Source organism: Blochmannia endosymbiont of Camponotus sp. C-046, from assembly GCF_023585865.1.
Taxonomy (GTDB): Bacteria; Pseudomonadota; Gammaproteobacteria; order Enterobacterales; family Enterobacteriaceae; genus Blochmanniella.
In genome coordinates this window covers 511,845-536,642 of sequence record NZ_CP097752.1, presented here as the reverse complement: position 1 = coordinate 536,642, position 24,798 = coordinate 511,845, and the positions used below count along the sequence as shown (strand labels likewise).

17 protein-coding genes and 1 pseudogene are annotated in these 24,798 nt (G+C 30.1%); 17 read left to right on the top strand and 1 reads right to left on the bottom strand.

Going from position 1 to position 24,798, the window contains the following annotated elements; translation table 11 throughout:
* The first annotated feature begins 94 nt into the window (after positions 1–94).
* The 11 genes from rbfA (at position 95) to dnaJ (ending at position 16,154) form a co-directional block, all read left to right on the top strand.
* The gene (gene rbfA / locus M9409_RS02250) at positions 95–454 is read left to right on the top strand and encodes a 30S ribosome-binding factor RbfA (protein ID WP_250226755.1); all 360 of its coding nucleotides are present in this window, start codon (positions 95–97) and stop codon (positions 452–454) included.
* Between the two features lie 37 nt (positions 455–491).
* Positions 492–1,274 carry a tRNA pseudouridine(55) synthase TruB gene (gene truB, locus M9409_RS02245; RefSeq protein ID WP_250227203.1) on the top strand — a complete coding sequence of 261 codons (783 nt, stop codon included), beginning with the start codon at positions 492–494 and terminating at the stop codon, positions 1,272–1,274.
* Positions 1,275–1,603: 329 nt separating this feature from the next.
* Positions 1,604–1,873, top strand: a complete 270-nt coding sequence (gene rpsO / locus M9409_RS02240) for a 30S ribosomal protein S15 (RefSeq protein WP_250226754.1) — start codon at positions 1,604–1,606, stop codon at positions 1,871–1,873.
* Positions 1,874–2,054: 181 nt separating this feature from the next.
* Complete coding sequence (gene pnp, locus M9409_RS02235) at positions 2,055–4,157, top strand: polyribonucleotide nucleotidyltransferase (protein ID WP_250226753.1); 2,103 nt, start codon at positions 2,055–2,057, stop codon at positions 4,155–4,157.
* Between the two features lie 513 nt (positions 4,158–4,670).
* Complete coding sequence (locus tag M9409_RS02230) at positions 4,671–6,380, top strand: DEAD/DEAH box helicase (protein ID WP_250226752.1); 1,710 nt, start codon at positions 4,671–4,673, stop codon at positions 6,378–6,380.
* Between the two features lie 114 nt (positions 6,381–6,494).
* Entirely contained in the window at positions 6,495–6,923 is a 429-nt protein-coding gene (locus M9409_RS02225; protein ID WP_250226751.1) for a DNA polymerase III subunit psi, read from the top strand.
* Positions 6,924–7,911: 988 nt separating this feature from the next.
* A complete protein-coding gene (gene thrA / locus M9409_RS02220) occupies positions 7,912–10,359 on the top strand; it encodes a bifunctional aspartate kinase/homoserine dehydrogenase I (protein ID WP_250226750.1) in 2,448 nt (815 codons plus the stop codon).
* A 23-nt stretch (positions 10,360–10,382) separates the two neighbouring features.
* Positions 10,383–11,324 carry a homoserine kinase gene (gene thrB / locus M9409_RS02215; RefSeq protein WP_250226749.1) on the top strand — a complete coding sequence of 314 codons (942 nt, stop codon included), beginning with the start codon at positions 10,383–10,385 and terminating at the stop codon, positions 11,322–11,324.
* Positions 11,321–12,622: a threonine synthase gene (gene thrC / locus M9409_RS02210; RefSeq protein ID WP_250226748.1), complete on the top strand. Its 1,302-nt coding sequence runs from the start codon at positions 11,321–11,323 to the stop codon at positions 12,620–12,622. The genes thrB and thrC overlap by 4 nt, the downstream gene beginning before the upstream one ends.
* A gap of 366 nt (positions 12,623–12,988) precedes the next feature.
* Positions 12,989–14,902, top strand: a complete 1,914-nt coding sequence (dnaK, locus tag M9409_RS02205) for a molecular chaperone DnaK (protein ID WP_250226747.1) — start codon at positions 12,989–12,991, stop codon at positions 14,900–14,902.
* 124 nt (positions 14,903–15,026) lie between these two features.
* Complete coding sequence (gene dnaJ / locus M9409_RS02200) at positions 15,027–16,154, top strand: molecular chaperone DnaJ (protein WP_250226746.1); 1,128 nt, start codon at positions 15,027–15,029, stop codon at positions 16,152–16,154.
* An 83-nt stretch (positions 16,155–16,237) separates the two neighbouring features.
* Here dnaJ and rpsT read toward each other — a convergent pair whose 3' ends face one another.
* The gene (gene rpsT, locus M9409_RS02195) at positions 16,238–16,504 is read right to left on the bottom strand and encodes a 30S ribosomal protein S20 (RefSeq protein ID WP_250226745.1); all 267 of its coding nucleotides are present in this window, start codon (positions 16,502–16,504) and stop codon (positions 16,238–16,240) included.
* A gap of 241 nt (positions 16,505–16,745) precedes the next feature.
* On the opposite strand from rpsT, the gene ribF reads away from it, so the two are divergent.
* The 6 genes and pseudogenes from ribF to M9409_RS02165 all read left to right on the top strand — a co-directional run bounded on the left by ribF (position 16,746) and on the right by M9409_RS02165 (position 24,780).
* Positions 16,746–17,708: a bifunctional riboflavin kinase/FAD synthetase gene (ribF, locus tag M9409_RS02190; RefSeq protein WP_250226744.1), complete on the top strand. Its 963-nt coding sequence runs from the start codon at positions 16,746–16,748 to the stop codon at positions 17,706–17,708.
* Positions 17,709–17,715: 7 nt separating this feature from the next.
* A pseudogene (ileS, locus tag M9409_RS02185) lies at positions 17,716–20,547 on the top strand (isoleucine--tRNA ligase).
* A gap of 116 nt (positions 20,548–20,663) precedes the next feature.
* A complete protein-coding gene (gene lspA, locus M9409_RS02180) occupies positions 20,664–21,047 on the top strand; it encodes a signal peptidase II (RefSeq protein WP_250226743.1) in 384 nt (127 codons plus the stop codon).
* Between the two features lie 193 nt (positions 21,048–21,240).
* Positions 21,241–22,122, top strand: a complete 882-nt coding sequence (gene ispH, locus M9409_RS02175) for a 4-hydroxy-3-methylbut-2-enyl diphosphate reductase (protein WP_250227202.1) — start codon at positions 21,241–21,243, stop codon at positions 22,120–22,122.
* Positions 22,123–22,377: 255 nt separating this feature from the next.
* Positions 22,378–23,160 (top strand): 4-hydroxy-tetrahydrodipicolinate reductase, encoded by a 783-nt coding sequence (dapB, locus tag M9409_RS02170; RefSeq protein WP_250226742.1) that lies wholly within the window; start codon positions 22,378–22,380, stop codon positions 23,158–23,160.
* A 1,125-nt stretch (positions 23,161–24,285) separates the two neighbouring features.
* The gene (locus tag M9409_RS02165; RefSeq protein ID WP_250226741.1) at positions 24,286–24,780 is read left to right on the top strand and encodes a dihydrofolate reductase; all 495 of its coding nucleotides are present in this window, start codon (positions 24,286–24,288) and stop codon (positions 24,778–24,780) included.
* Positions 24,781–24,798 lie beyond the last annotated feature (18 nt).

Genomic DNA, 24,798 nt, shown 5'->3' with positions numbered 1-24,798 from the left:
TGTGTTTATTATTAAAGTATTCAATTGGGATGTTGTTTTATTTACACATAGATAATATATATGTTTATTTTATGAAGGTTAAGGGATACGAGAAATGTACTTTCAACACAACTATCGTGCTCAACGTATTGCCCAAGAAATACATAAAAAGATTTCTATTATTTTGCAGAATAGGATCGATGATATTAGAGTAGGTATACCTACTATTTCAGGAGTACAGGTATCTAAAGATTTAAAAAATGCTAACATTTTTGTGACTTTTATTGATAAAGAAGGTCTAGAAGAAATAGATACCGCTGTTATGGTATTACAACGCGCTTCACGATTTATTCGTTTTTTATTAGCCAATACTATGTGTTTGCGTGTAGTGCCTGTGCTGTTGTTTAGGTATGATCCTTCAATTTATGAAGGATCAAAAGTATATAGTTTAATTCCTGATACAGAAAAGTTATGATATTTAAAAAATTAAATCAATGCAACTAAGATTGATGGTGAAGCGATATAAAAATGCAGAAAGTCGAGATATCAATGGCATTTTATTATTAGATAAACCTAAAGGAATATCTTCTAGAGTATTCTTAAATAAAATTAAAAAATTATTTAATGCTAGTAAAATAGGACATACTGGAACTTTAGATCCGTTAGCAACAGGTATGCTACCTATTTGCTTTGGGAAAGCGACTAAGTTTGCTAAATACTTGTTACATTCTGATAAACGATATAAAGTCATCATTCAGTTGGGAGTAAATACTGATACTTTTGACTCAGATGGGACAGTTGTTAGCGTGATGCCTGTGAAGTTCAATAATAATACATTAGAGCAATGTTTGGCGTCGTTTAGAGGAATAAACAATCAGGTTCCTCCTATGTTTTCAGCATTAAAATATCGTGGATTGCCTTTGTACAAATATGCTAGAAAAGGAATATGTATTCCCAGAAAACCCAGGTTGATTCATATATACAGTTTGAATCTTATTAGAAGAACAGCAAATATTATTGAATTAGATGTCCATTGTTCTAAGGGGACTTATATTCGTAGTATGGTGCATGATATTGGAGAATATTTGGGTTGTGGGGCACATGTTATAGAATTGCGTCGTTTATCAGTAGGAGAGTATGTTACTTCTTCCATGATAAGTCTGAAAATTTTGGAAGCTATTTTTTATAATGATTCTTTGGATGATTTACAAGTGTTGTACAAATTAGATGCATTCTTAATACCAATGAGTGTGATTACACTTAAGTTTTCTAATATATCTAATGAAAAATGTTAATATTATCTATATATGTATGTTATTTGTGCATTAAAAAGAATATAAAAAGGGCGCATTTGATGTGGATAAAATTAATCACGTGAACGTAAAGTGTTATTATGTGTTGATCTTCTGTATTTGTAAGATTTGTAAAGTTCTATGACACCTTTCTAAATAGATGCAGATAATGTGCCACAACATATATTTTATATTGTTATCTAATTTATTTTTATTTAAATAGAGAAATAAAACAAAGAATTGAACATTAATTTCAATTTTATTTAATTTAAGTTTCAAATATAATTTATCTTTCAAATTAAACATAGTTCTCAAATAGAAAGGTGTTTTTTATGTCCTGGAGTGCTGAAAAAAAGATATCAATAATTTCTAAATTTGGTAGAGATATTAAAGATACTGGTTCTACTGAAGTTCAAGTTGCCCTATTAACTGAACGTATTGATCATTTGAAACATCATTTTTTAAAACATAAAAAAGATCATCACAGTCGCCGTGGATTACTTCAAATGGTCTCTCATCGGCGAAGATTGTTGAGATATTTAAAGGAAAATAACATGTTGCGTTATACTAATTTAATAAAGAATTTAGGATTACGTCATTAACTAACACAATCAGTTGGTGAAGAATACAAATGTTTTTATGATGTTGTGTTATTTATTAAGGAGTCTTTGAGAATAAGTTTAAAAATTAAATTTTGTTAATTATATACTTAATATATCGGTGTTCTTATGATCATTCAAACATATTAAAAAATTATATTTTAAATTATAAAAAGGTATTATTTTGTTAGATCCGATTATTCATACATTTAAATATGGACAGCATACTGTAATTTTAGATATTGGAAAAATAGCTCGTCAAACAAATGCGGCAGTTATGGCGAGTATGGGCGATACTACAGTACTGGTTACAGTAGTTAGTTCTAATCAAACAAGATCAACAGAACAGGATTTTTTTCCTCTTGTTGTAAATTATCAAGAACGTGCTTATGCTGTTGGAAAATTTCCAGGAGGTTTTTTTCGGAGGGAAGGTCGACCAAGCGAAAATGAAACGTTAACATCGCGCTTGATTGATCGTCCTATTCGGCCGTTATTTCCTAAGGGATTTGTTAATGATGTACAAGTAGTTGCTACAGTAGTGTCAGTAGATCCACAGATAAATCCAGATATTGTAGCAATGATAGGAGTATCTGCCGCATTAAGTTTATCTGATATTCCATTTTTGGGGCCCATTGGAGCAGCTAGAGTTGGTTATGTTAAAAATACATATGTATTAAATCCAACAACGACAGAGTTATCTAATAGTAAATTAGATTTAGTAATTTCAGGGACTGCATCTAATATCTTGATGGTGGAATCAGAATCGTGTTTAATCAGTGAAAAAGAAATTTTAGATGCTATTATATTTGGACATGAACAACAACAAACAGTGATTCATAATATTAACAAATTGGTTAAAAAAGTTGGAAAAACTAAATGTTCTTGGAATGAAAAAGAAGTTAATATATCGTTAAAAACATATTTATCTGAATTATATGAGTCTCGTGTACAAGATGTATATCTCTTTGTTGATAAAAAGGAGCGTCATGCTCAAATTGATAATATTAAGAAAGATATAGTAAAAACTGTTCTTAATAGCCACCAGAATATTGTTGTAGATGAAAATGAAATAATGTATCTTCTAAATTCTTTAGAAGATCAATTTATTCGTTCTCGTATTTTAACGAAAAAATTACGTGTTGACGGGCGTTTACAAGACACAATTCGGACAATAAATATAAAAACAGGCATATTACCACGTACTCATGGATCAGCATTATTTACTAGAGGTGATACCCAAGCTTTGGTTGCTGTTACGCTTGGTACAGAGCGTGATGCACAAAATATTGATGGATTAACTGGTGCTCGTGTTGATAGGTTTTTATTGCACTATAATTTTCCAGCATATTGTGTGGGTGAAATAGGTGTTATAGGAGCCCCAAAAAGAAGGGAAATAGGACATGGACGTTTAGCAAAACGTGGTATGTTAGCAGTGATGCCTAATGCTAATGAGTTTCCATATACAATACGTGTAGTGTCAGAAATTACTGAATCTAATGGATCGTCCTCCATGGCATCAATTTGTGGCACATCTTTAGCGTTGATGGATGCCGGAGTGCCAATTAAAGCAGCAGTTGCTGGTGTTGCTATGGGTTTGATCAAGGAAGGAAATGATTTTGTGGTATTATCTGATATTATTAGTGATGAAGATCATATCGGAGATATGGATTTTAAAATATCTGGTAGTCGTCAAGGTATAACAGCGTTGCAAATGGACATTAAAACAGATGGTATTACTTACGATATAATAAATATTGCGTTAAAAAAAGCAAAAAATGCTCGACTGAAAATATTAGATATTATGGAACAGATTATTAAGTTTCCTAAACAGGAAATTTCTAAATTTGCTCCAAGAATATATAGCATTAAAGTTAATCCAGATAAAATCAAAGATGTTATAGGAAAAGGGGGGTCAGTTATTCGTTCATTGACTGAAGAAACTAATACTATTATTGATATTGAAGATGATGGTATCATAAAAATAGTTGCCTTAGATCATGATAAAGCGAAACAAGCTATTCGTAAAATTCACGATATCACTGCAAACGTTGAAATAGGATCTATTTATACTGGAAAAGTTAGTCATATTGTTGAATTTGGAGCATTTGTTACTATCTTTTCTGGAAAAGAAGGATTGGTCCATATTTCCCAGATTTCTGAAAGAAGAATAAACAAAGTAACTGATTACTTGAGATTAGGACAGGAAGTATTAGTAAAAGTATTAGAAATAGATCGTCAGGGACGTATTCGTTTGAGTATGAAAGGAATAAATCAAGTAAACACATAAGTATATTTACTATGATTAGTATTATATACATTTATGTATGATTTTTAAAAAAATATGTGAAGTGCTCATGTAACGGTATAAAAATGTATTAGTATGTATAATCTAAAAAATAAATCGAATCAATTCGTTTGATACTTGATAGAATAAGTCATAATTACAGGATAAATACAAATACTAAAGAAACCAATCAATTTCATTAGTGAAACGCTAATTATATAACTTGAGTATAAAGTTATACATACATGGTTCTATTTAATAACACTGCGAGAATTAATATTTTTCTTCTTTATAAAATGGAATTTATATTCGTATTCGTGAAGTTACAATCAATATTGTTAATTTTATTTTAATCTTAGTTATTGCAGCACATGATATATATAACGAAAGTGTTGTTATTGAAATAATTTTAATCTGTCTACATGTGAACTTTTGTGTTCAGAAATACTATTTTTAAAAAAAGATTTTGATGTTGATTTTTACAGTTAATTGTTTATCAAGATGAGGTAGTTACAGATGTCGAAAACTGCAGATTCTTTTGTGGAGTTAGGATTAAATCGTTATATAGTTAATCTTTTGAATGATATTGGATATGAAAAACCTTTACCTATTCAAATTCAATGCATTCCATATTTATTAGCTGGACGTGATGTGTTAGGCATGGCGCATACAGGTAGCGGTAAAACTGCGGCATTTGTTTTACCACTATTACATAATATTGATATTGATAATTCTTATTCTCAAGGTTTAATTGTAACGCCTACTCGAGAGTTAGCGATCCAAATTGGTAGAGTGTGCTCTAACTTTTCTAGATATATGAAAAAAATAAATGTTGTTACTTTATATGGAGGTCAAAGCTATGGTATTCAATTGAATGCTTTGAATAAAAGACCTCATATTATAGTAAGTACTCCCGGTAGACTAATAGATCATTTAAATCGTGGTACTGCTAATTTGTCTCAATTAAAAACTTTAGTGATAGATGAAGCTGATGAAATGTTACGTATGGGATTTATTGAAGATATAGAACGTATCGTTAAAAATATTCCAGTTAAGCGTCAAACAGCATTATTTTCTGCTACTTTACCTATGGGTATTCGTCGTATAAGTTATCGATTTATGAAGAATCCAAAAGAAATATATATTCATTCTAATACTAGCATGTGTGCTGATATTCAACAAAGTTATTGGCTAGTGCATGGAGGAATAGCTAAACATGACGCTTTAATGCGTTTTTTAGAAACAGAAGATTTTGATGCAGCTATTGTTTTTGTTCGCACTAAACATGCAACGTTAGAAATTTTCGAAATATTAGAGAGATTTGGTTATAATAGTGCGGCTTTAAATGGAGACATGAATCAAATAGTACGACATCAGACATTAGATCGATTGAGAAATGGAAAGTTAGATATTCTCATAGCTACTGATGTTGCTGCACGTGGATTAGATGTGCATCGTATTAGTTTAGTAATAAATTATGATATACCAATTAGTTCTGATGCCTATATACATCGTATAGGTAGAACTGGCAGAGCAGGACGCGTTGGAAAATCTTTATTATTTGTAGAGCATAAAGAGTATCGTTTGTTACGTCATATTGAACGTAAAATAAACTTAAAAATTCCAGAGGTTAAGTATCCTACATCTAAAACTTTACTTGCTTGTCGGTTATCGAAATTTACGAATAAAGTAGAATATCAATTAAGTGTGGATAATGATGATTTGAGTATATATCGATCTCTATTGCCTCAAATAAAACCTAAACAAGATTTGACAACAGAAAATTTAGCGGCTATCTTATTGAAGATAGCACAAGGGAATCGTCCATTGGTGTTGCCTCCAGATCCGGTTATTAAAAATAAATCAGTTTTAAAGATGCGTATGAATAATAACCGTCAAAGTTGTTTTCATGCGGATAATAGAGTTATTAAAACTAGGCCACAATCTAAGATTTCTAACAATATGAGAGTGTATCACATATCAGTAGGGCGTAATGATGGAGTTAAAATACGTCATATTATTAGAGTACTTTCTAATAAAATTGATAATATTCGTTATCACGAAATAGGTAATATTAAATTGTTTTCTTTTCATGCTCTTATTGAGTTAGACAAAGCGCTATCTAGCAGCAAAATATTAATGCAGTTATCTCATGTACGAATTTTAAATAAACCAATAAATATGAAATTTTTAGGTAGTATATCTGTATGTAATGATGTTCATTAATAATGAACGTTTCATTGGAAATACATATTTGATGAATTAGATAAAAAATAATATCATGTTAAATTAATTATTTAATAATGCATATGTTAAATGTAATAAACATATTGAATGTGTATGGCTATACTTACTAATGACAGAAATAAACGACATATGTTCGTTTTTCAGGAATTAGGTATTATATTTTGGAAATTACGATATCCTATAGTTTCAGACAACATAAATCCAATTAAGTTATGGCCATGTCTTCGTTTATTATTGATATCATCAGATTTTCCGACATCATTAAATGATCCTTTTGTTAAAGATGTTATACGTGCTATGCAGATTAATCCTAAAGAAGTGTATGCGTTGACTATTGACCAGATTAAAATTTTAATTATCCCATCAGAATTTTCTTGCTATTGTTGGTGGATTGGCACTGAAGTACCAAATAATTTGAATAGCATATGTTTAACTAGTCCATCATTATCAATATTAAAATATGATATTCAAGCAAAGCGTGATTTATGGCGACAAATTAGTGATATTAGACTGCGTACTTAAATTATTTATTAATGCTTTGTTAGTAAAAAAATAAAAAGATAATAAAATATAACAATATTATTTTTGTTTCTAATTTTTTTAAAAATTAATAAGTAATATATTTTATATATCGAAATAAAATCACCCTACAAAATATCTATCATTCGATGTCATATCAATAAATATTTTTTATGTAAATAACATTTAATTTTTTTATTCTATTAAATCTATCAATTTTTGCATTAACAATAATTATTAATTTGATAGAGTGTTTATAATACAAGCTCAAATTTATATGTGTGTTGTTACTAAAAATCGTCTAAAATTATTTCTCCAGTAAAAATTAATATTGAAAAAAAATGTGATGTAATAAACCAATCAACGATGTTGAACCGCAAAATAATAAAATTATATTTATTTTTAATTACTCTACTTAGACCTACTAGTTTTTAATTTTTGATTGTATCAATATCTACATTTTTATATCAAAGAACGTAAGAATATTTTCGTATATGAATAATGTATTTCATTGAGCATGAATAATGTTATTTTTTTTCTGTTTTCATTACGATAGACTGATGTATTTCCTATCAAATATAAGAAATGTTTTTAGGTATATAGACACATTAAATATTACTGAAAATCGTTTTATTATGAATAGATGATCTTATTTTAATATATTTATTTTATAAAAAATATTTGAGTACGTGAAGTGAAATATACATTTTCTATTTCTTACAAACAAGATATCACTACATTAGTAATATTTTATCATATACTTAAATGATAATTGATTTTTAAAAAATTTTTAATTGTAGATAGTACTATATTTATTAATATAATGATATAATTAGATATAATGTGTGTTAGTTTTAATTTTTAACTATCTATTATAATTATCTACCCAATGAAATATAGTAGTACATGTAGATAAACATTAGCGATCTTTGCTGTCTATTTTTATTAATGCAGATTCAGGGATATTAGAGTCGTATTTAGGAGACAAAACATGCGAGTATTGAAATTTGGTGGAACTTCACTTTCTAATGCAAATCAGTTTATCCATGTTGCCAACATTCTTGAAAAAAACGCTCAAGAAGAAAAAATAGCAGCAGTATTATCGGCTCCTGCAATGATTACTAATAATCTAATATCAGTCATTAATCACACATTGAATGGTAGTTCTGTATTAGAACATATTCACAATATAGAAACTATTTTTAATACTTTACTGAAAGATATAGCTCATATTCAATCCGGATTTAATTATATAACTTTAAATCTTATACTAGAACAAGAATTTATTCATTTAAAAAATTTGTTACATGGAATTTCATTGTTAAAATTTTGTCCAGATAATGTAAATGCTAATATTATTTGCTTGGGAGAAAAGTTGTCCATTATTTTAATGGAAGAGCTTTTAAATGCTAGAAACCTTCAGATAACTGTTATTAATCCAGTAGATAATCTCGTAGCCCAAGGAAAAGAGTATCTTGCTTCTATGGTAAATATTGAAGAATCTGCACGGCGTATTAAAAATATACCTATTTCTCATTTAGATATTATGTTAATGGCTGGATTTACTGCAGGAAATGATCAGGGTGAATTGGTTGCTTTAGGGCGGAATGGTTCTGATTATTCAGCTGCAATTTTAGCGGCTTGTTTAGGGGCTAGTCGTTGTGAAATTTGGACAGATGTAGATGGTATTTATACGTGTGATCCGCATCAAGTACCTAATGCGAAATTATTAAATTCATTATCTTATCAAGAGGCTATGGAGCTTTCTTACTTTGGAGCTAAAATTTTACATCCTCGTACTATTTTACCGATTGCTCAATTTCATATACCTTGTTTAATAAAAAATGTTTTCAAACCTAATGCTCCTGGAACATTAATTGGCCCAATTAATAATGATACAACTAATATAGTGAAAGGAATTACATATTTAAATGATATGGTAATGTTAAATATTTCTGGACCAGGAATGAAAGGAATGATTGGTATGGCTGCTCGTGTATTTTCTGCAATGTCTAAGGCCATATGTTCAGTAGTATTAATTACTCAATCATCTTCTGAATATAGTATAAGCTTTTGCGTACCTTATCAAGAGTTATCAAAAGCTTGCGCTGCATTAAATGAAGAGTTTAATTTAGAATTAAAAAATGGACTTTTGGAACCAATAGATATCATACAAGATCTTGCAATTATTTCGGTTGTAGGTGATGGTATGCGTACTCAACTTGGTTTGTCCAATAAATTATTTGGAGCGTTAGCTCGTGCTAATATTAACATCATCGCAATTGCTCAAGGATCTTCAGAGCGTTCTATTTCGGTGGTGGTAAAAAACAATATTGCTGCTATGGGTATTAGAGTAGCTCATCAAATGTTATTTAGCACTGATCGACTAATAGAAGTATTTATTATTGGATCCGGAGGTGTTGGTACAGCTTTAATAGAACAAATTCGACGTCAAAGACATTGGTTAAAAAACAAACATATTGACTTAAGAGTATGTGGTATTATTAATTCTCGAATGATGTGTATAGACATAAATGGGATTGATTTAAATCGTTGGGAATCATCTCTAAATAAAAATTGTGAATCTTGCAATTTAAAAAAATTAATAGAAATTATAAAAGAAAATCATTTGTTAAATCCAGTTGTCGTTGATTGTACTAGTAGTATCGATGTAGTTAATTGTTATGTGGATTTTTTATTAAATGGTTGTCATGTGATTACACCAAATAAACAAGCTAACACCGGATCTATGGAACAATATAGAATGCTTAGGGATATTGTGATAAAATCACGCAAGAAATTTCTATACGATACTAATGTAGGAGCTGGATTACCAGTTATAGAAAATCTACAAAATTTATTAAATGCTGGAGATAAATTAATAAGTTTTTCAGGTATTTTATCTGGATCTTTATCGTTTATTTTTGGAAAATTAGATGAAGGTTTATCGTTATCTGCTGCAACTTTATTGGCTCAGAAGAAAGGTTATACTGAACCGGATCCCAGAGATGATCTCTCTGGTATAGACGTAGCTCGAAAATTATTAATTTTAGCACGAGAAGTCGGATATGAATTAGAATTAAATGATATTCAAGTGGATCCAGTAATACCTCATAATTTCATTAGCAAAAATGATACAGATAATTTTTTAAAAAAATTATCTCTACTAGATAATGTTATTTTTGATAAATATCAAAGGGCATATAAGTTAGGACATGTATTACGCTACGTGGGTAATATACAGGAAGGACGGTGCTGTGTGAAAATTGAATCTATAAATAATAATCACCCATTATTTAGAGTAAAAGATGGAGAAAATGCTCTTGCATTTTTTACACGATACTACCAACCAATACCATTGGTATTACGTGGTTATGGAGCAGGTAATAATGTTACAGCAGCAGGAGTATTTGCAGATTTGTTACGTACTTTATCATAATAAAAATAAGGATGTATCTGGGTATGACTAGAGTTTACGCACCAGCGTCTATTGGTAATATTGGAGTGGGGTTTGATACATTAGGAATGGCAATTTCTCCCATAAATGGTAGCTTACTCGGAGATTGTATTAGCATTGAAAATGCTAATACATTTAGCTTACAAAATACAGGATGTTTTCATCATCAATTACCGGCACAATTAGAAGAAAATATTGTATTCCAATGTTGGAAAAAGTTTTGTGAAATTTTAGGACAAACATATTGTTTAAATATCACACTAGAAAAAAATGTTCCTGTTTCTTCTGGTTTAGGTTCTAGTGCTTGTTCCATAGTAGCTGTATTAGTAGCAATGAATTATCATTGCGGATGTCCACTTAATACAGATCAACTGCTCGCGCTAATGGGAGAAATGGAAGGTAAAGTTTCTGGTTCAATGCATTTTGATAATGTATCGCCTTGTTTTTTAGGGAGTATGCGTTTGATTTTGAAAAATTGTAATGCTGTCAGCCAGAAAATTCCTATTTTTGATGATTGGTTATGGATTATAGCGTATCCAGGTATTAAAATATCTACAGCAACATCTCGATCAGTACTACCAAACAAATATGATCGTGAAGATTGTATCAATCATAGTCAATATTTATCCGGTTTCATACATGCTTGTCATACTAATCAAGAAGATTTAGCAATTAAATGTATGAAGGACATTATTGCAGAACCTTATCGTTCGCAATTATTTCCGATGGAATTATCTTATATGCGTCATAATGTTATGAAAAAAGGTGCTATATCTTGTGGTATTTCAGGGTCTGGTCCCACAGTTTTTGCATTATGCAATAATCATGATGTAATAGAAGATATTTCTGATTGGCTATCACGTTTTTATTTACAAAATAATTCAGGTTTTGTTCAAATTTGTTTTGTAGATAAGCTTGGAGCACGTATTATGGTGAATAATGAATGAAACTATATAATATTAAGCAACATAATGAACAAGTCACGTTTACTCAAGCTCTCTTGAAAGGATTAGGAAAAAAGCAGGGATTATTTTTTCCAAAAAATCTTCCAAAATTCTCTATATTTGAAATCAATTCTCTTTTAGAGATGAGTTTTATAGAACGTAGCACACATATTTTGTCTGCGTATATTGGTTCTGAATTATCAAAAAATAGTATATTAACTTGTGTTAGAAATGCTTTTAATTTTCCAGTACCACTAGTACATATAAATGATAATATTTCGGTTTTAGAGCTTTTTCATGGACCAACTTTAGCTTTTAAAGATTTTGGTAGTAGATTCATGGCGCAAATGTTAAATAATATTAATCATCGATTTGATAAACCGATGGTTATTCTTACCGCCACTTCTGGAGATACAGGTGCTGCAGTGGCTCATGCTTTTTTTAATTTAAGCAATATACATGTTATAATTCTTTATCCTAGAGGCAAGATTAGTAGATTACAAGAAAAATTATTTTGCACTTTAGGAGGTAATGTTTCTACAATATCAGTAAATGGAGATTTTGATTCATGTCAAAATTTAGTTAAGCAAGCTTTTGATGATAGTGTATTACAACAGGCATTAGATTTAAATTCTGCTAATTCTATTAACATTGGTCGATTGTTAGCTCAAATTTGTTATTATTTTGAAGGAGTATCACAATTACCGTATCAAGTGCGTAATAAATTGGTGATTGCGGTTCCTAGTGGTAATTTTGGAAATTTAACCGCAGGATTATTAGCTCAGTCTTGTGGATTACCAGTAAAAAAGTTCATTGCTGCTACTAATATTAATGACACTGTGCCTAGATTTTTACAATATGGTTATTGGGAACCTCGTCCTACTGTTTCAACGTTTTCTAATGCTATGGATGTAAGTTCTCCAAACAATTGGTCTAGAATAGAGGAATTGTTTCTTCGAGAAAATAAATCTATTAGAGAATTAGAATACGGTTGTGTTAGCGATTTTATCACTGAAAAAACAGTCCAAGAAATTGCAGATTTAGGATATCTTTCTGAACCGCATACTGCTGTAGCATATCGATTGCTACGTGATAAATTGCATTCTGATGAATTTGGTATATGTCTTGGCACTGCACATCCTGTTAAATTTAAAGAATTAGTGGAGCACTTTTTGAAAAAAAAGATACAAGTAATATTACCAGTTATACTAAAAGAACGTATGAAATTGCCTGTATTATCTCATGAAATATCTAAATGTTTTTCTTCGTTACGTAATCTAATTTTAAGAATAATGTCTTAAAATATTATACAAATACTACAAACATAGATGTTTTATATTAAATTCTAATATTTGTTACATTTGTGTATTTATTGATGTGTCTAATGGTATTTTAATAATCATGTATGATACATAATAAGGTGGTGTTTGTGAAGGGTAATGATGAAAAATTATATATTATATAAATAACAAGTTTTTTCTGTTATTTATATGGATATTGTATGATTTTATTTGTGATCTTAAAAAAACAATTGATTATATTAAATTCATATAACGTTTTTTTGAAAAGTTTTGAAAACAAACTTGTTTCAAGGTTGAAAAGTGCAGTTTTGACCGCATATCAGGTGCATGGTATGATTAAATCGATTTTTCAGTGGAGATGTGTAGATGGGAAAAATTATTGGCATAGATTTGGGAACTACCAATTCTTGTGTTGCAATTATTGAAGGTAATAAACCTCGTGTATTAGAAAATAGTGAAGGTGATCGTACAACTCCTTCTATTATTGCTTATACACAAGATGGAGAGATTTTGGTTGGTCAACCAGCCAAGCGGCAGTCTGTTACTAATCCTAAAAATACTTTGTTTGCTATTAAACGATTGATTGGTCGTCGGTTTCAAGACAGAGAAGTGCAGCGGGATGTGAATATCATGCCGTATAAAATAATTTCTGCTAATAACGGAGATGCTTGGTTAGATGTTAAAGGTCAAAAGATGGCGCCTCCTCAGGTTTCCGCTGAAATTTTAAAAAAAATGAAGAAAACCGCAGAAGATTATCTTGGAGAACAAATTTCTGAAGCAGTTATTACTGTCCCAGCTTATTTTAATGACGCTCAACGTCAAGCTACTAAAGATTCTGGACGTATTGCTGGTTTAGAGGTTAAAAGAATTATAAATGAACCGACTGCTGCAGCATTAGCTTATGGCCTAGATAAAGAAACTAAGGGGAATCGTACAATTGCAGTATATGATTTAGGAGGCGGAACTTTTGATATTTCTATTATTGAAATTGATGATGTTGACGGAGAAAAAACTTTTGAAGTACTGTCTACTAATGGAGATACTCATTTAGGAGGGGAAGATTTTGATAGTCTTTTGATAAATTATTTAGCAAATGAATTCAAAAAAGATCAACATATTAATTTATATAATGATCCGTTAGCAATGCAACGATTAAAAGAAGCAGCAGAAAAAGCAAAAATAGAATTATCTGCTTCACATCAAACTGATGTGAATTTACCGTATATTACAGCAGATAATACTGGGCCGAAACATATGAATATTAGAGTAACTCGTGCTAAATTAGAATCTCTAGTGGAAGATTTAGTTAATCGTACTATGGATCCACTGAAAGTAGCATTAAAAGATGCTAATTTATCTGTTTCCAATATACATGATGTTATTTTAGTAGGCGGTCAGACTCGTATGCCTCTTGTTCAAAAAAAAGTATCTGAATTTTTCCAAAAAGAGCCGCGAAGAGATGTCAATCCTGATGAAGCAGTTGCTATAGGAGCAGCTGTGCAAGGAGGGGTTTTATCGGGGGATGTAAAAGATGTATTGTTATTAGATGTGACTCCATTATCATTAGGAATTGAGACGATGGGAGGGGTTATGACATCATTAATTGCTAAAAATACTACTATTCCTACTAAACATAGTCAAATTTTTTCTACAGCTGAAGATAATCAATCCGCTGTCACTATTCATGTCTTACAAGGAGAAAGAAAAAGAGCAAGCGATAATAAATCATTAGGACAATTTAATTTAGATGGAATAGCAGCGGCAATGCGTGGTATACCTCAGATTGAAGTAACTTTTGATATTGATGCAGATGGTATTTTACATGTATCTGCTAAAGATAAAAATAGTGGACGTGAACAAAAAATTACTATTAAAGCTTCTTCTGGTTTAAATGAAGAAGAAATTAATAAAATGGTGCAAGAAGCAGAGGCTAATGCTGAATCAGATCGTAAATTTGAAGAATTAGTACAAATTCGTAATCAAGCTGATCATTTGTTACATAGTACTAGAAAACAATTAACGGAAGTTGGTGATAATTTATCGTTAGATGATAGATCTTCTATAGAAGACGCATTAAAAGAATTGGAGTTAGTTATCAAGAATGAAGATAAAAGTGAAATTGAATCTAAAATTCAGTCTTTAATTAAAGTTTCTGGAAAATTATTAGAAGCTAGTCAAAAGAACCAAGAGCAATCTAAATCTCAGGCTACTAACAGTACTTCTGATCCAAATGGAGAAGTAGTAGATGCAGAATTTGAAGAAGTAAAGAACAAAAAATAATATTCTTAAAAAAAATAAATGTAGAGTAGGAGAAAATTAATTATTAAAATTATCAATTAAAAAATATTGAATCTATAAGTGTATTGCTAAATTAATAAGTATATAAAGGGATATAAAGAAAACCATGGCTAAATCAGACTATTATGAGATTTTAGGCATTTCCAAAAATGCGGATGAGCGTGAAATCAAAAAGTCCTATAAACGCCTAGCAATGAAGTTTCATCCAGATCGTAATCCAGGAAATACTACAGCTGAGACGAAGTTTAAAGAAATTAAAGAAGCATATGAAATATTAAGTAATTCAGAAAAACGTGCAGCTTATGATCAGTATGGTCATGCAGCGTTTGAATCAGGCAATATGGGGTCATCAACAAATTCGGGAGGAGCAGATTTTAGCGATATTTTTGGTGATGTATTTGGAGATATATTTGGAGGAAATAGAAGAAATCGTGCAGGTAGAGGATCGGACTTACGTTATAATATAGAGTTGAGTTTAGAGGATGCAGTACGTGGAATTGTTAAAGAAATATGCATACCAACTTTATCAGCATGTGAGAAATGTCGTGGAAGTGGTGCGAGATCAAATTCAGATATCATTACTTGTATGACATGTCATGGTCAAGGGCAAGTTCAAATACGCCAAGGTTTTTTTTCTGTACAGCAATCATGCCCCACATGCCATGGGCACGGGAAAATTATTAAAGAAATTTGCAACAGATGTCGTGGAAATGGACGAGTAGAACGATCTAAGACTCTTTCTGTTAAAATTCCAGCAGGTGTAAACACAGGAGATCGAATACGTTTATCAGGAGAAGGTGAATCTGGAAAAAATGGTGCACCTGCAGGAGATCTATACGTCCAAGTTCAAATTAGAAAACATCCAATTTTCGACCGAGAAGAAAAAAATCTTTATTGTGAAGTACCAATTAGTTTTTCTATGGCAGCTTTGGGAGGAGAAATTGAAGTGCCAACCTTAGATGGCAGGGTAAAATTAAAAATTCCTCCTGAAACACAAACTGGAAAATTATTTCGTATGAGAGGAAAAGGAGTAAAATCAGTTCGAAGTGGTGGTAACGGGGATTTATTATGTAGAGTGGTAGTAGAAACTCCGGTGAAACTAAATGATATACAAAAACAACTGCTTCAAGATTTGTCAAATAGTTTCGGAGGACCTCATGGGAATAGAAACAGTCCTAGATCTAAAAGTTTTTTTGATGGCGTAAAAAAATTCTTCGATGATCTTACTCGTTGATTGAGTGACAACGATATTTCTAAAATATATGATTTAAATTTTGTTGTTATGATATGATCTCCTCTTTTACTTTATTTTTTCAATTAACAACCCATAGATTTAATACGTGCATATACTCTAGATTTACACCTAGCGGCTTTATTTTTATGAACTAATCCTTTGCAAGCCTGACGATCTATTATTTTCTGCATAGCAATAAATGCAGTCATTGCGGTTGTTTTATCTTGAGATGCAATTGCTATATATACCTTTTTTACAAAAGTACGCAACATAGATTTTCTGCTTATATTATACTTTCGTTGATTCCTTGATTTTATAAGAGATTTTTGAGCTGATTTAGTATTAGCCAATCTACAATACCCCCAAATATTAAAATTTTAATTGCACTTATGTATTATGTTATATTTTTAAATTGTATATTTCAATTGTTATTTATTATTTTAAATGCGATTATCTATACGTTAGATAATATCTTTTTTTATAAATCTATTTTTAAATTGTATTATTTTTAAATTAAATAAAATAAGGTCAGTATTTTAAAAATATATAAATAAATATAGATATTTTTTTAAAAATTTATTTGAATTTAACATGGAATTTGTTAGAGGATTACATAATATAAAACCCCATCATAAAGGTTGTATACTTACTATTGGTAATTTTGATGGATTTCATCGTGGGCATCAGGCATTGCTCGAAAAGTTACAAAAAAAAAGAAACACTTTGAAATTACCTGTTGTGGTCATGATCTTTGAACCACAACCTAACGAGTATCTCTCTAATATAATAGCAATGCGATTAACTAGATTAAGAGATAAAGTTAATTATTTATGTGTAGCAGGAGTAGATGTCATTTTGTGTATTACTTTTAATAAAAAATTTGCTGCTATTGAAGCATATAATTTTATTAAAAATATATTAATATCTAAATTAGACGTACGGTTTATTTATATCGGGGATGATTTTAGATTCGGTGCTTTTAGAAAAGGGGATTTTATTTTATTGCAAAAAATGGGTAAAAATGAAGGTTTTGAAGTAATACGTGTCGCCACTTATCTTGATGAAAACAATCAAAGAATAAGTAGTACTGCGATACGTGTCGCTTTAGTGGAAAATAGAATGTTGGATGCTGAATTATTACTGGGACATTCTTATTGTATTTCTGGTCGTGTAGTTCGCGGAAATGAATTAGGCCGTAGAATTGGGTTTCCTACGGCTAACATATCATTACAAGGTAAACGATTACCCGTACATGGTGTATATGCAGTAGAGGTATATGGTATTTCTAACGTACCATTACCGGGTATAGCTAATGTGGGAATTTGTCCGACAATTACTGGAAAAAATCAACAAAAATTAGAAGTACACTTATTAAATATATCTACAAATCTATATACTTATCATGTTAAAGTGGTTTTTTTGTCTAAAATACGCGATGAACAATATTTCAGTTCCGTGAAAACATTACAGCATCAAATTAAAAACGATATAATAAAAGTACGTAGTTACTTTAATAAAATTAATAATATAAATAAAGTTTATAAAACGGAATAATTTATAAATGATTAACTATAAAAATACTTTGAATTTACCACATACATTATTTCCAATGCGTGCTAATTTACCTGTATGTGAGCCTATTGTCTTAAAACGTTGGTATAAAGATAATTTATACGAAGCAATTCGTCTTAAAAAAATCAAAAAAAAATTATTTGTATTACATGATGGCCCACCTTATGTGAACGGTAGGATTCATTTAGGTCATGCAGTAAATAAAGTACTTAAAGATATTATTCTAAAATATAAAAACTTAATGGGGTATAATGCTCCCTATATACCCGGTTGGGATTGTCATGGATTACCTATCGAACTGCAAGTAGAACAGTTAATAGGGCAACCAAGAATTAGTGTTGATCCAAATGAATTTCGAAGTATCTGTCGTAATTATGTTTTAGATCAAATAGAAATACAAAAAAAAGATTTCGTAAGGTTAGGTGTCTTAGGAGATTGGTCACGACCTTATTTGACAATGGATTTTAAGACAGAAGCAAATATTATTCGTACTTTAAGTAAGGTTATATCTAAAGGTTACTTTTATAAAGGAACAAAACCTGTACATTGGTGTTTTCAATGTTGCTCTGTACTAGCCGAATCGGAAGTGGAATATAATAACCATTTTTCTCCTGCTGTTGATGTTGCTTTTGCTGCAGTCAATAGTATGCATATTTCTAAAATATTCAATGTTGAATTATGTCAACATAATGTTGAATTAGTGATTTGGACTACTACTCCTTGGACGTTACCTTCCAATCAAGCTATTTCGGTGCATCCAAATCACAATTACCAATTGATTGTAATGAATAATCATAAATATATAATTGTTGCAGCTAATTTAGTGGATGTTGTAATGCAACGCATACAATGTTTTTCTTGGGAGATTTTAGGAGAAACATCAGGTAATTCTTTAGAATCGTTAAAATTTCATCATCCGTTCATGCCGTTTGATATCCCTGTTGTTTTAAGTAATCATGTCACATTAGATTCTGGAACAGGAGTAGTACACATAGCTCCAAATCATGGTGTTGATGATTATATTGTGGCTCAAAAATATAATCTTAAAGTTATTAATATAATAAATGATACAGGTCGTTATGTATCTAATGTACACCCTATGTTAGATGGAGTACAAGTATTTCAAGCAAATGACATAATAATAAATTTATTAAGTCAATCAGGTTCTTTGTTACATGTGAATTACAATTATAAACATAGTTATCCATATTGTTGGCGGCATGCAATTCCTGTCATTTTTAAAGCTACTACGCAGTGGTTTTTAAGTATGGATAAATATAATTTAAGAAATAAATTATTGGAAACAATACATAAAGTACGTTGGATTCCAAATAAGGGAGAATCTAGCATTGAAACAATGATTGTTAATAGACCGGATTGGTGCCTTTCAAGGCAACGCGTTTGGGGTGTACCCATACCTCTTTTCATTCACAAAACAACCGATATCTTACATCCTCGTACGATTGAGTTAATGGAAGTAATCGCTCAACATGTAGAACAACGTGGAATACAGGCGTGGTGGGATTTAAAAACTGAAGATCTCATAGGAAATGAAGAAATAGATCAATATGAAAAAGTGTTAGATATACTTGATGTATGGTTTGATTCTGGTTCTACTCATTATTCGGTAATACCAGAGAGATTAGAATACCATAATAAGTCACCAGATTTATATTTAGAGGGTTCAGATCAATACAGAGGTTGGTTTATGTCATCATTGATTATATCAACTGCAATGACAGGTAAAGCACCATATAAAGAAGTATTGACTCATGGATTTACTGTAGATGCTCAGGGACGTAAGATGTCTAAATCTCTTGGTAATGTCATTAGCCCTCAGGAAATAATAAAAGATTTCGGAGCAGATATATTACGATTGTGGATAGCCTCTTCTGATTATTCTAAAGAAATGACAATTTCAAATTCTATTTTGAAACATACGACCGATGTGTATCGGCGTATTCGGAATACTGCCCGATTTTGTTTAGCTAATATTGGTGATTTTAATCCAGAACAAGATTGTGTACATCCAGAAAATATGATTGAATTAGATTGTTGGGTAGTAGATCGAGCATTATCTGTACAGTTAGAAGTAATATCGCATTATAACAAATATAATTTTCATAATGTAATACAACGAATTATGCAGTTTTGTTCAATAGAAATGGGTTCGTTTTATTTGTATGTTATTAAAGATCGACAATATACTATGAAAAAAAATAGTAAAGAACGTCGTAGCTGCCAAACTGCATTGTATCATATTATTGAATCTATGGTGCGTTGGATTGCTCTAATTTTATCTTTTACTGCTGATGAAATTTGGAGATATATTCCAGGAAATAGATAAAAATATGTATTTACTGAAGAATGGTACAATGGTTTATTTAGTATAAGTTCAAAACAAATTATGAATAGTGATAATTGGAATACTTTTTTAAATGTCAGAAGTGAAGTAAGTAAAATAGTTGAACAAATGCGTCTTACTGGTATTATCGGGGGATCTTTAGATGCCAGTGTAATTTTATATGCCACTCCAAAACTGGCAAATATATTGCGTATTTTAGGTCATGAGCTTTCTTTTGGATTAATAACGTCATCAGCTGTAGTTTTAGATTATTGCAATGAATTTAATGTAACTCAATGTGAACGAAAAGGAATACCTGGGTTGAAAATCCTTTTAGAAAAAGCTAAAGGTAGAAAGTGTCAGCGTTGCTGGCATTATAGATTAGATATCATTGATCAATATAAAAATTATTCAAATATTTGCTCTCGTTGTATTACTAACATAGTTGGCTCAGGAGAAAAGCGTAGGTTTTTTTAATGCAATGCATAAAAAATATAATTATAAGAATTTAAAATGGTTATGGTTATCTTTGTTGTTAATGTTTTTAGACATAGGAACAAAATATTGGGTAAAGACTCATTTGTATTGGGGAGGTGTTATCAGTATTGCCCGGCATTAATTGTTATTATATTTGTAATACAGGATTAGCTTTTGGATTATTTGCCGATTCTCATTTATATTATCATGGGATATTTGTTTGGATAACAATATTAGTGATCGTAGCGTTTATTGTGGCCTTGTATAAATTGATTGATCGTTCTAGGTGTTATAGGATATCTTACTCTATGATTATTGGAGGAGCTTTAGGAAATTTATTTGATCGAATACTATACGGAGCAGTAGTTGATTTTATTGATCTGCACATTAAAAGTTGGCATTGGCCAACTTTTAATGTTGCAGATATAGCAATTTGTGTAGGAATTACCATCTTAACAGGAAGATTCTATTATGATTTTTTAAAAAATAACTTAAATTAACATCATGATATGTACAAGGGATTGTTTTAAACATAACATATGTTGTTATTTTTTTAATATAATTATACAAATTGTTTAAAATTAATTGTCGTTTTATATGAGTATTAAATATTCTTACGAATATGAAGAGGTATAAATAATTAAAGTTGTATTAGCTAACCCGCGTGGGTTCTGCGCAGGGGTCAATCGAGCAATCAATATTGTAGATAAATCTATACAAACATATGGCACGCCAATTTATGTGCGACATGAGTTAGTGCATAACAGTTACGTAGTCGCTCAATTATCTAATAAAGGTGTTATTTTTGTTGAGCAACTAGATGAGGTGCCGAATGGATCGGTTTTAGTTTTTTCTGCTCATGGAGTATCAAAAAGGATACGAGAACAGGCAAAAATTAAAAATTTAATAGTAATTGATGCTACTTGTCCATTGGTAACTAAAGTACATAAAGAAGTTGCTCTAGCGAATCGTAATAATATGGAAGTAATATTAATAGGTCATTCTGGTCATCCAGAAGTAGAGGGACCTATGGGGCAATATGTTCCTATAAATTCTGAACAAAAAATATATTTGGTTGAATCTCAATCAGATGCCTGGTCAGTGCAAGTTAATCATCCAAATCATTTATTTTTCGTAACACAAACAACTTTGTCGATAGATGATGCCGCAGAAATTATAGCAATTTTGAATAGAAGATTTCCTAATATTCTAGGTCCTAGAAAAAATGATATTTGTTACGCTACATTTAATAGACAAAATGCTCTTAAAAATTTAGCTCTGGCGGTAGAGATGATATTTGTTGTGGGATCAATGGCATCATCTAATTCTGTAAGATTAATGGAGCTAGCACGTCGTATTGGAAAGAGTGCATATTTAATTGGTCATGCTAATGATATTCAAAGAAATTGGTTATATGGAATAAATAACATTGGTATTACTGCTGGGGCATCAGCTCCAGATATTTTAGTACTCCAAGTTATTGAAAAATTACGTCTGTTAAGTCCAGATCATGTTGTTGTTGAAAAAATGGTTGGCCAGGAAAAGAACATATTTTTTGATACACCTAAAATTTAGTATATTCATAATAATAGTGTATTTTTTAATTTTATCATGACAGTAAAATTAAGTATTGAACGTAAAAAATGATTATAACAAATTACAAATAACGTGAAATGTTGTTTAATTATGTTTTATTACATAGAATAATAATTACTAAAATTTATTAATAATTTTTATATTTTATTCTACTGTGCGCAATATATAAGAACCAATCAGAGTCATAAATTTTCTGTATCTAATAAATAAACATCATTAATAAGGTAATAGATTATGAGCGGTACATTTCTTCGTATTGCCGTGACAGGAGTAACTGGTCGAATGGGCAAAGAAATAGTAAAATGTATTGTTAAAGGAGAAAAACAATTTAGTCAAGAGATTGTTTTAGGAGCTGCCATAGCACGTTTAAATACTAATATTTGTGGAATGGATGTTGGAACATTAATAAACGCTGATACTTTAGGTGTGACAATTACTGATAATTTAGAATCAATTAAAGATAATTTTGATGTTTTAATTGATTTCACTGCCCCTGATGTATCTGTAGAATACTTAAAATTTTGCGTTAATAACAATAAAAATATAGTTATTGGAACTACTGGATTTAATAAGATACATAAGAATCTTATTTTAAATGCATCCCATAAAATAGGAATTGTTTTTTCCTCTAATTTTAGTATAGGTGTAGCGTTAATATTTAAACTGTTACATAGGATTACTCAAATCATAGGTAGTACTTCAGATATCAATATTATTGAAACTCATCATAATAAGAAACGTGACATACCATCTGGTACTGCTTTAACAATGCAGAACATTATTGTAAATACATTGCGATCCGTTCGTTCTAATAAAATTATGGATTCTAATCTTGATTCTACAACGTATGCACCAACATCCTCTTGCGATAATATACTAATTCATTCGATACGCGCCGGAAATGTCGTTGGAGAACATACTGTTTTATTTGCAGGACTAGGAGAACGTTTAGAAATCACACATAAAGCATCGGATCGTTTAATATTTGCTCATGGAGCATTACGCGCTGCTCTTTAGATAGGGCATGATAAAATCGGATTATTTGATATAAGCGATTTTTTAGAAATGAACACGTCATTATGATGAATAGATGAAAGTAAATAATATGTATTCATATATCATATATGAATACATATTTGATGCTACTAAAAATTTTTAAAATTTATAATAAATAAAACGTTGTAGATTTTATTTACACATGTTTTATTTTAATCTAGTATAATAGTAATATTAATTAAATATTTAACTATTAATTTCCTTTAATCAATAAAATATAAATTATACATTTAATGATTCAATTTACTTATTAAGATAGAGTTATCGTAATGAAATCAGCGTTGTTGGTACTAGAAGATGGTAATCGATTTTATGGTTAAATAATAGGATCAGAAGGAGAAACGATAGGGGAAATAGTGTTCTTCAACACACATCAATCAATAACTGGCTATCAATAAACAATTACTGATCCTTCTTATATATGCATACTAAATAGTAAGATTGACTTGTCCTCATATTGGGAATATTGGGACTAATAAATTTGATAATAAATCTTCTGTATCCAAGTAAGCGGGCTAATCATTCATGACCTAGCAATAATTGTTAGTAATTTTCATTATACATTAACTCTTTTAAATTGTTTAATACAATAAAATATTGTTGGAATTGCTAGAGAAGTAGATACTCGTCAATTGACTCATTTAATACGAAAAAAGGGCATATAACACGGCTATATTGTTACTCGTGATGAATATATTTGGCGCTATATTTATTAATTTAGCATTGCGTAGACTCATGATTTTCCTAGTTTATTAAATAGATTTGATCTTGATTGTTTTCATAAAGTAAGTATTTCTTAATGATATATTTGGAATCAGGGCACTTGGAATATTAAATATGGAGTTTATTATGTTATTACTATAATAAACGGAAGTTTTGCTACAGCTGTGTCATTAATTATTGATACTACAGAACATGTGGTATCAATTCAGGGTATGTATGTATGTATGTATGCCAAAATAATACATTAAAGCTGTCATTGATTCATTAATATTAATTACACAATTATACTCTGTGTATTTTAGTAATTATAGATTTTATTAAAAGTATTATTAATTTTAAATATAAACTTGAATGTTGTGCTTAATGATTATTAGTTTAATTGCTGCGTTGACTACCAATCATATAATTGGAAGAAAAAATATTATTCCTTGGTATTTACCTATGGATATTAAGTGGTTTAAGTATCATACTTCATATAAGCCAATTATTATGGGGCGTAAAACATTTGATTCTATAGGAAAAAGACCGTTATTAAATAGACTAAATATTGTTTTAAGTCGTAATCTATTAAATAATTATAATGGTGTTTTTGTAGCTGACAATATAAATTCAGCTTTATTATTAATACAAAATACACCTGAAGTCATGGTGATTGGAGGAAGTGAAATATATAATATTTTTTTACCTTACGCACAACGCTTGTATTTAACATATATTCATAATATCGTTGAAATTGATGGCGATGCTTGGTTTCCTGATTATGATATAAGAGAATGGAGATCTGTTTTTAATAAATTTTATGAAATTAGAGAAAACTGTTGTTATCTACAATTTTCTATTTTAGAACGTTACAAGTGACGACTAGACTATTATGGT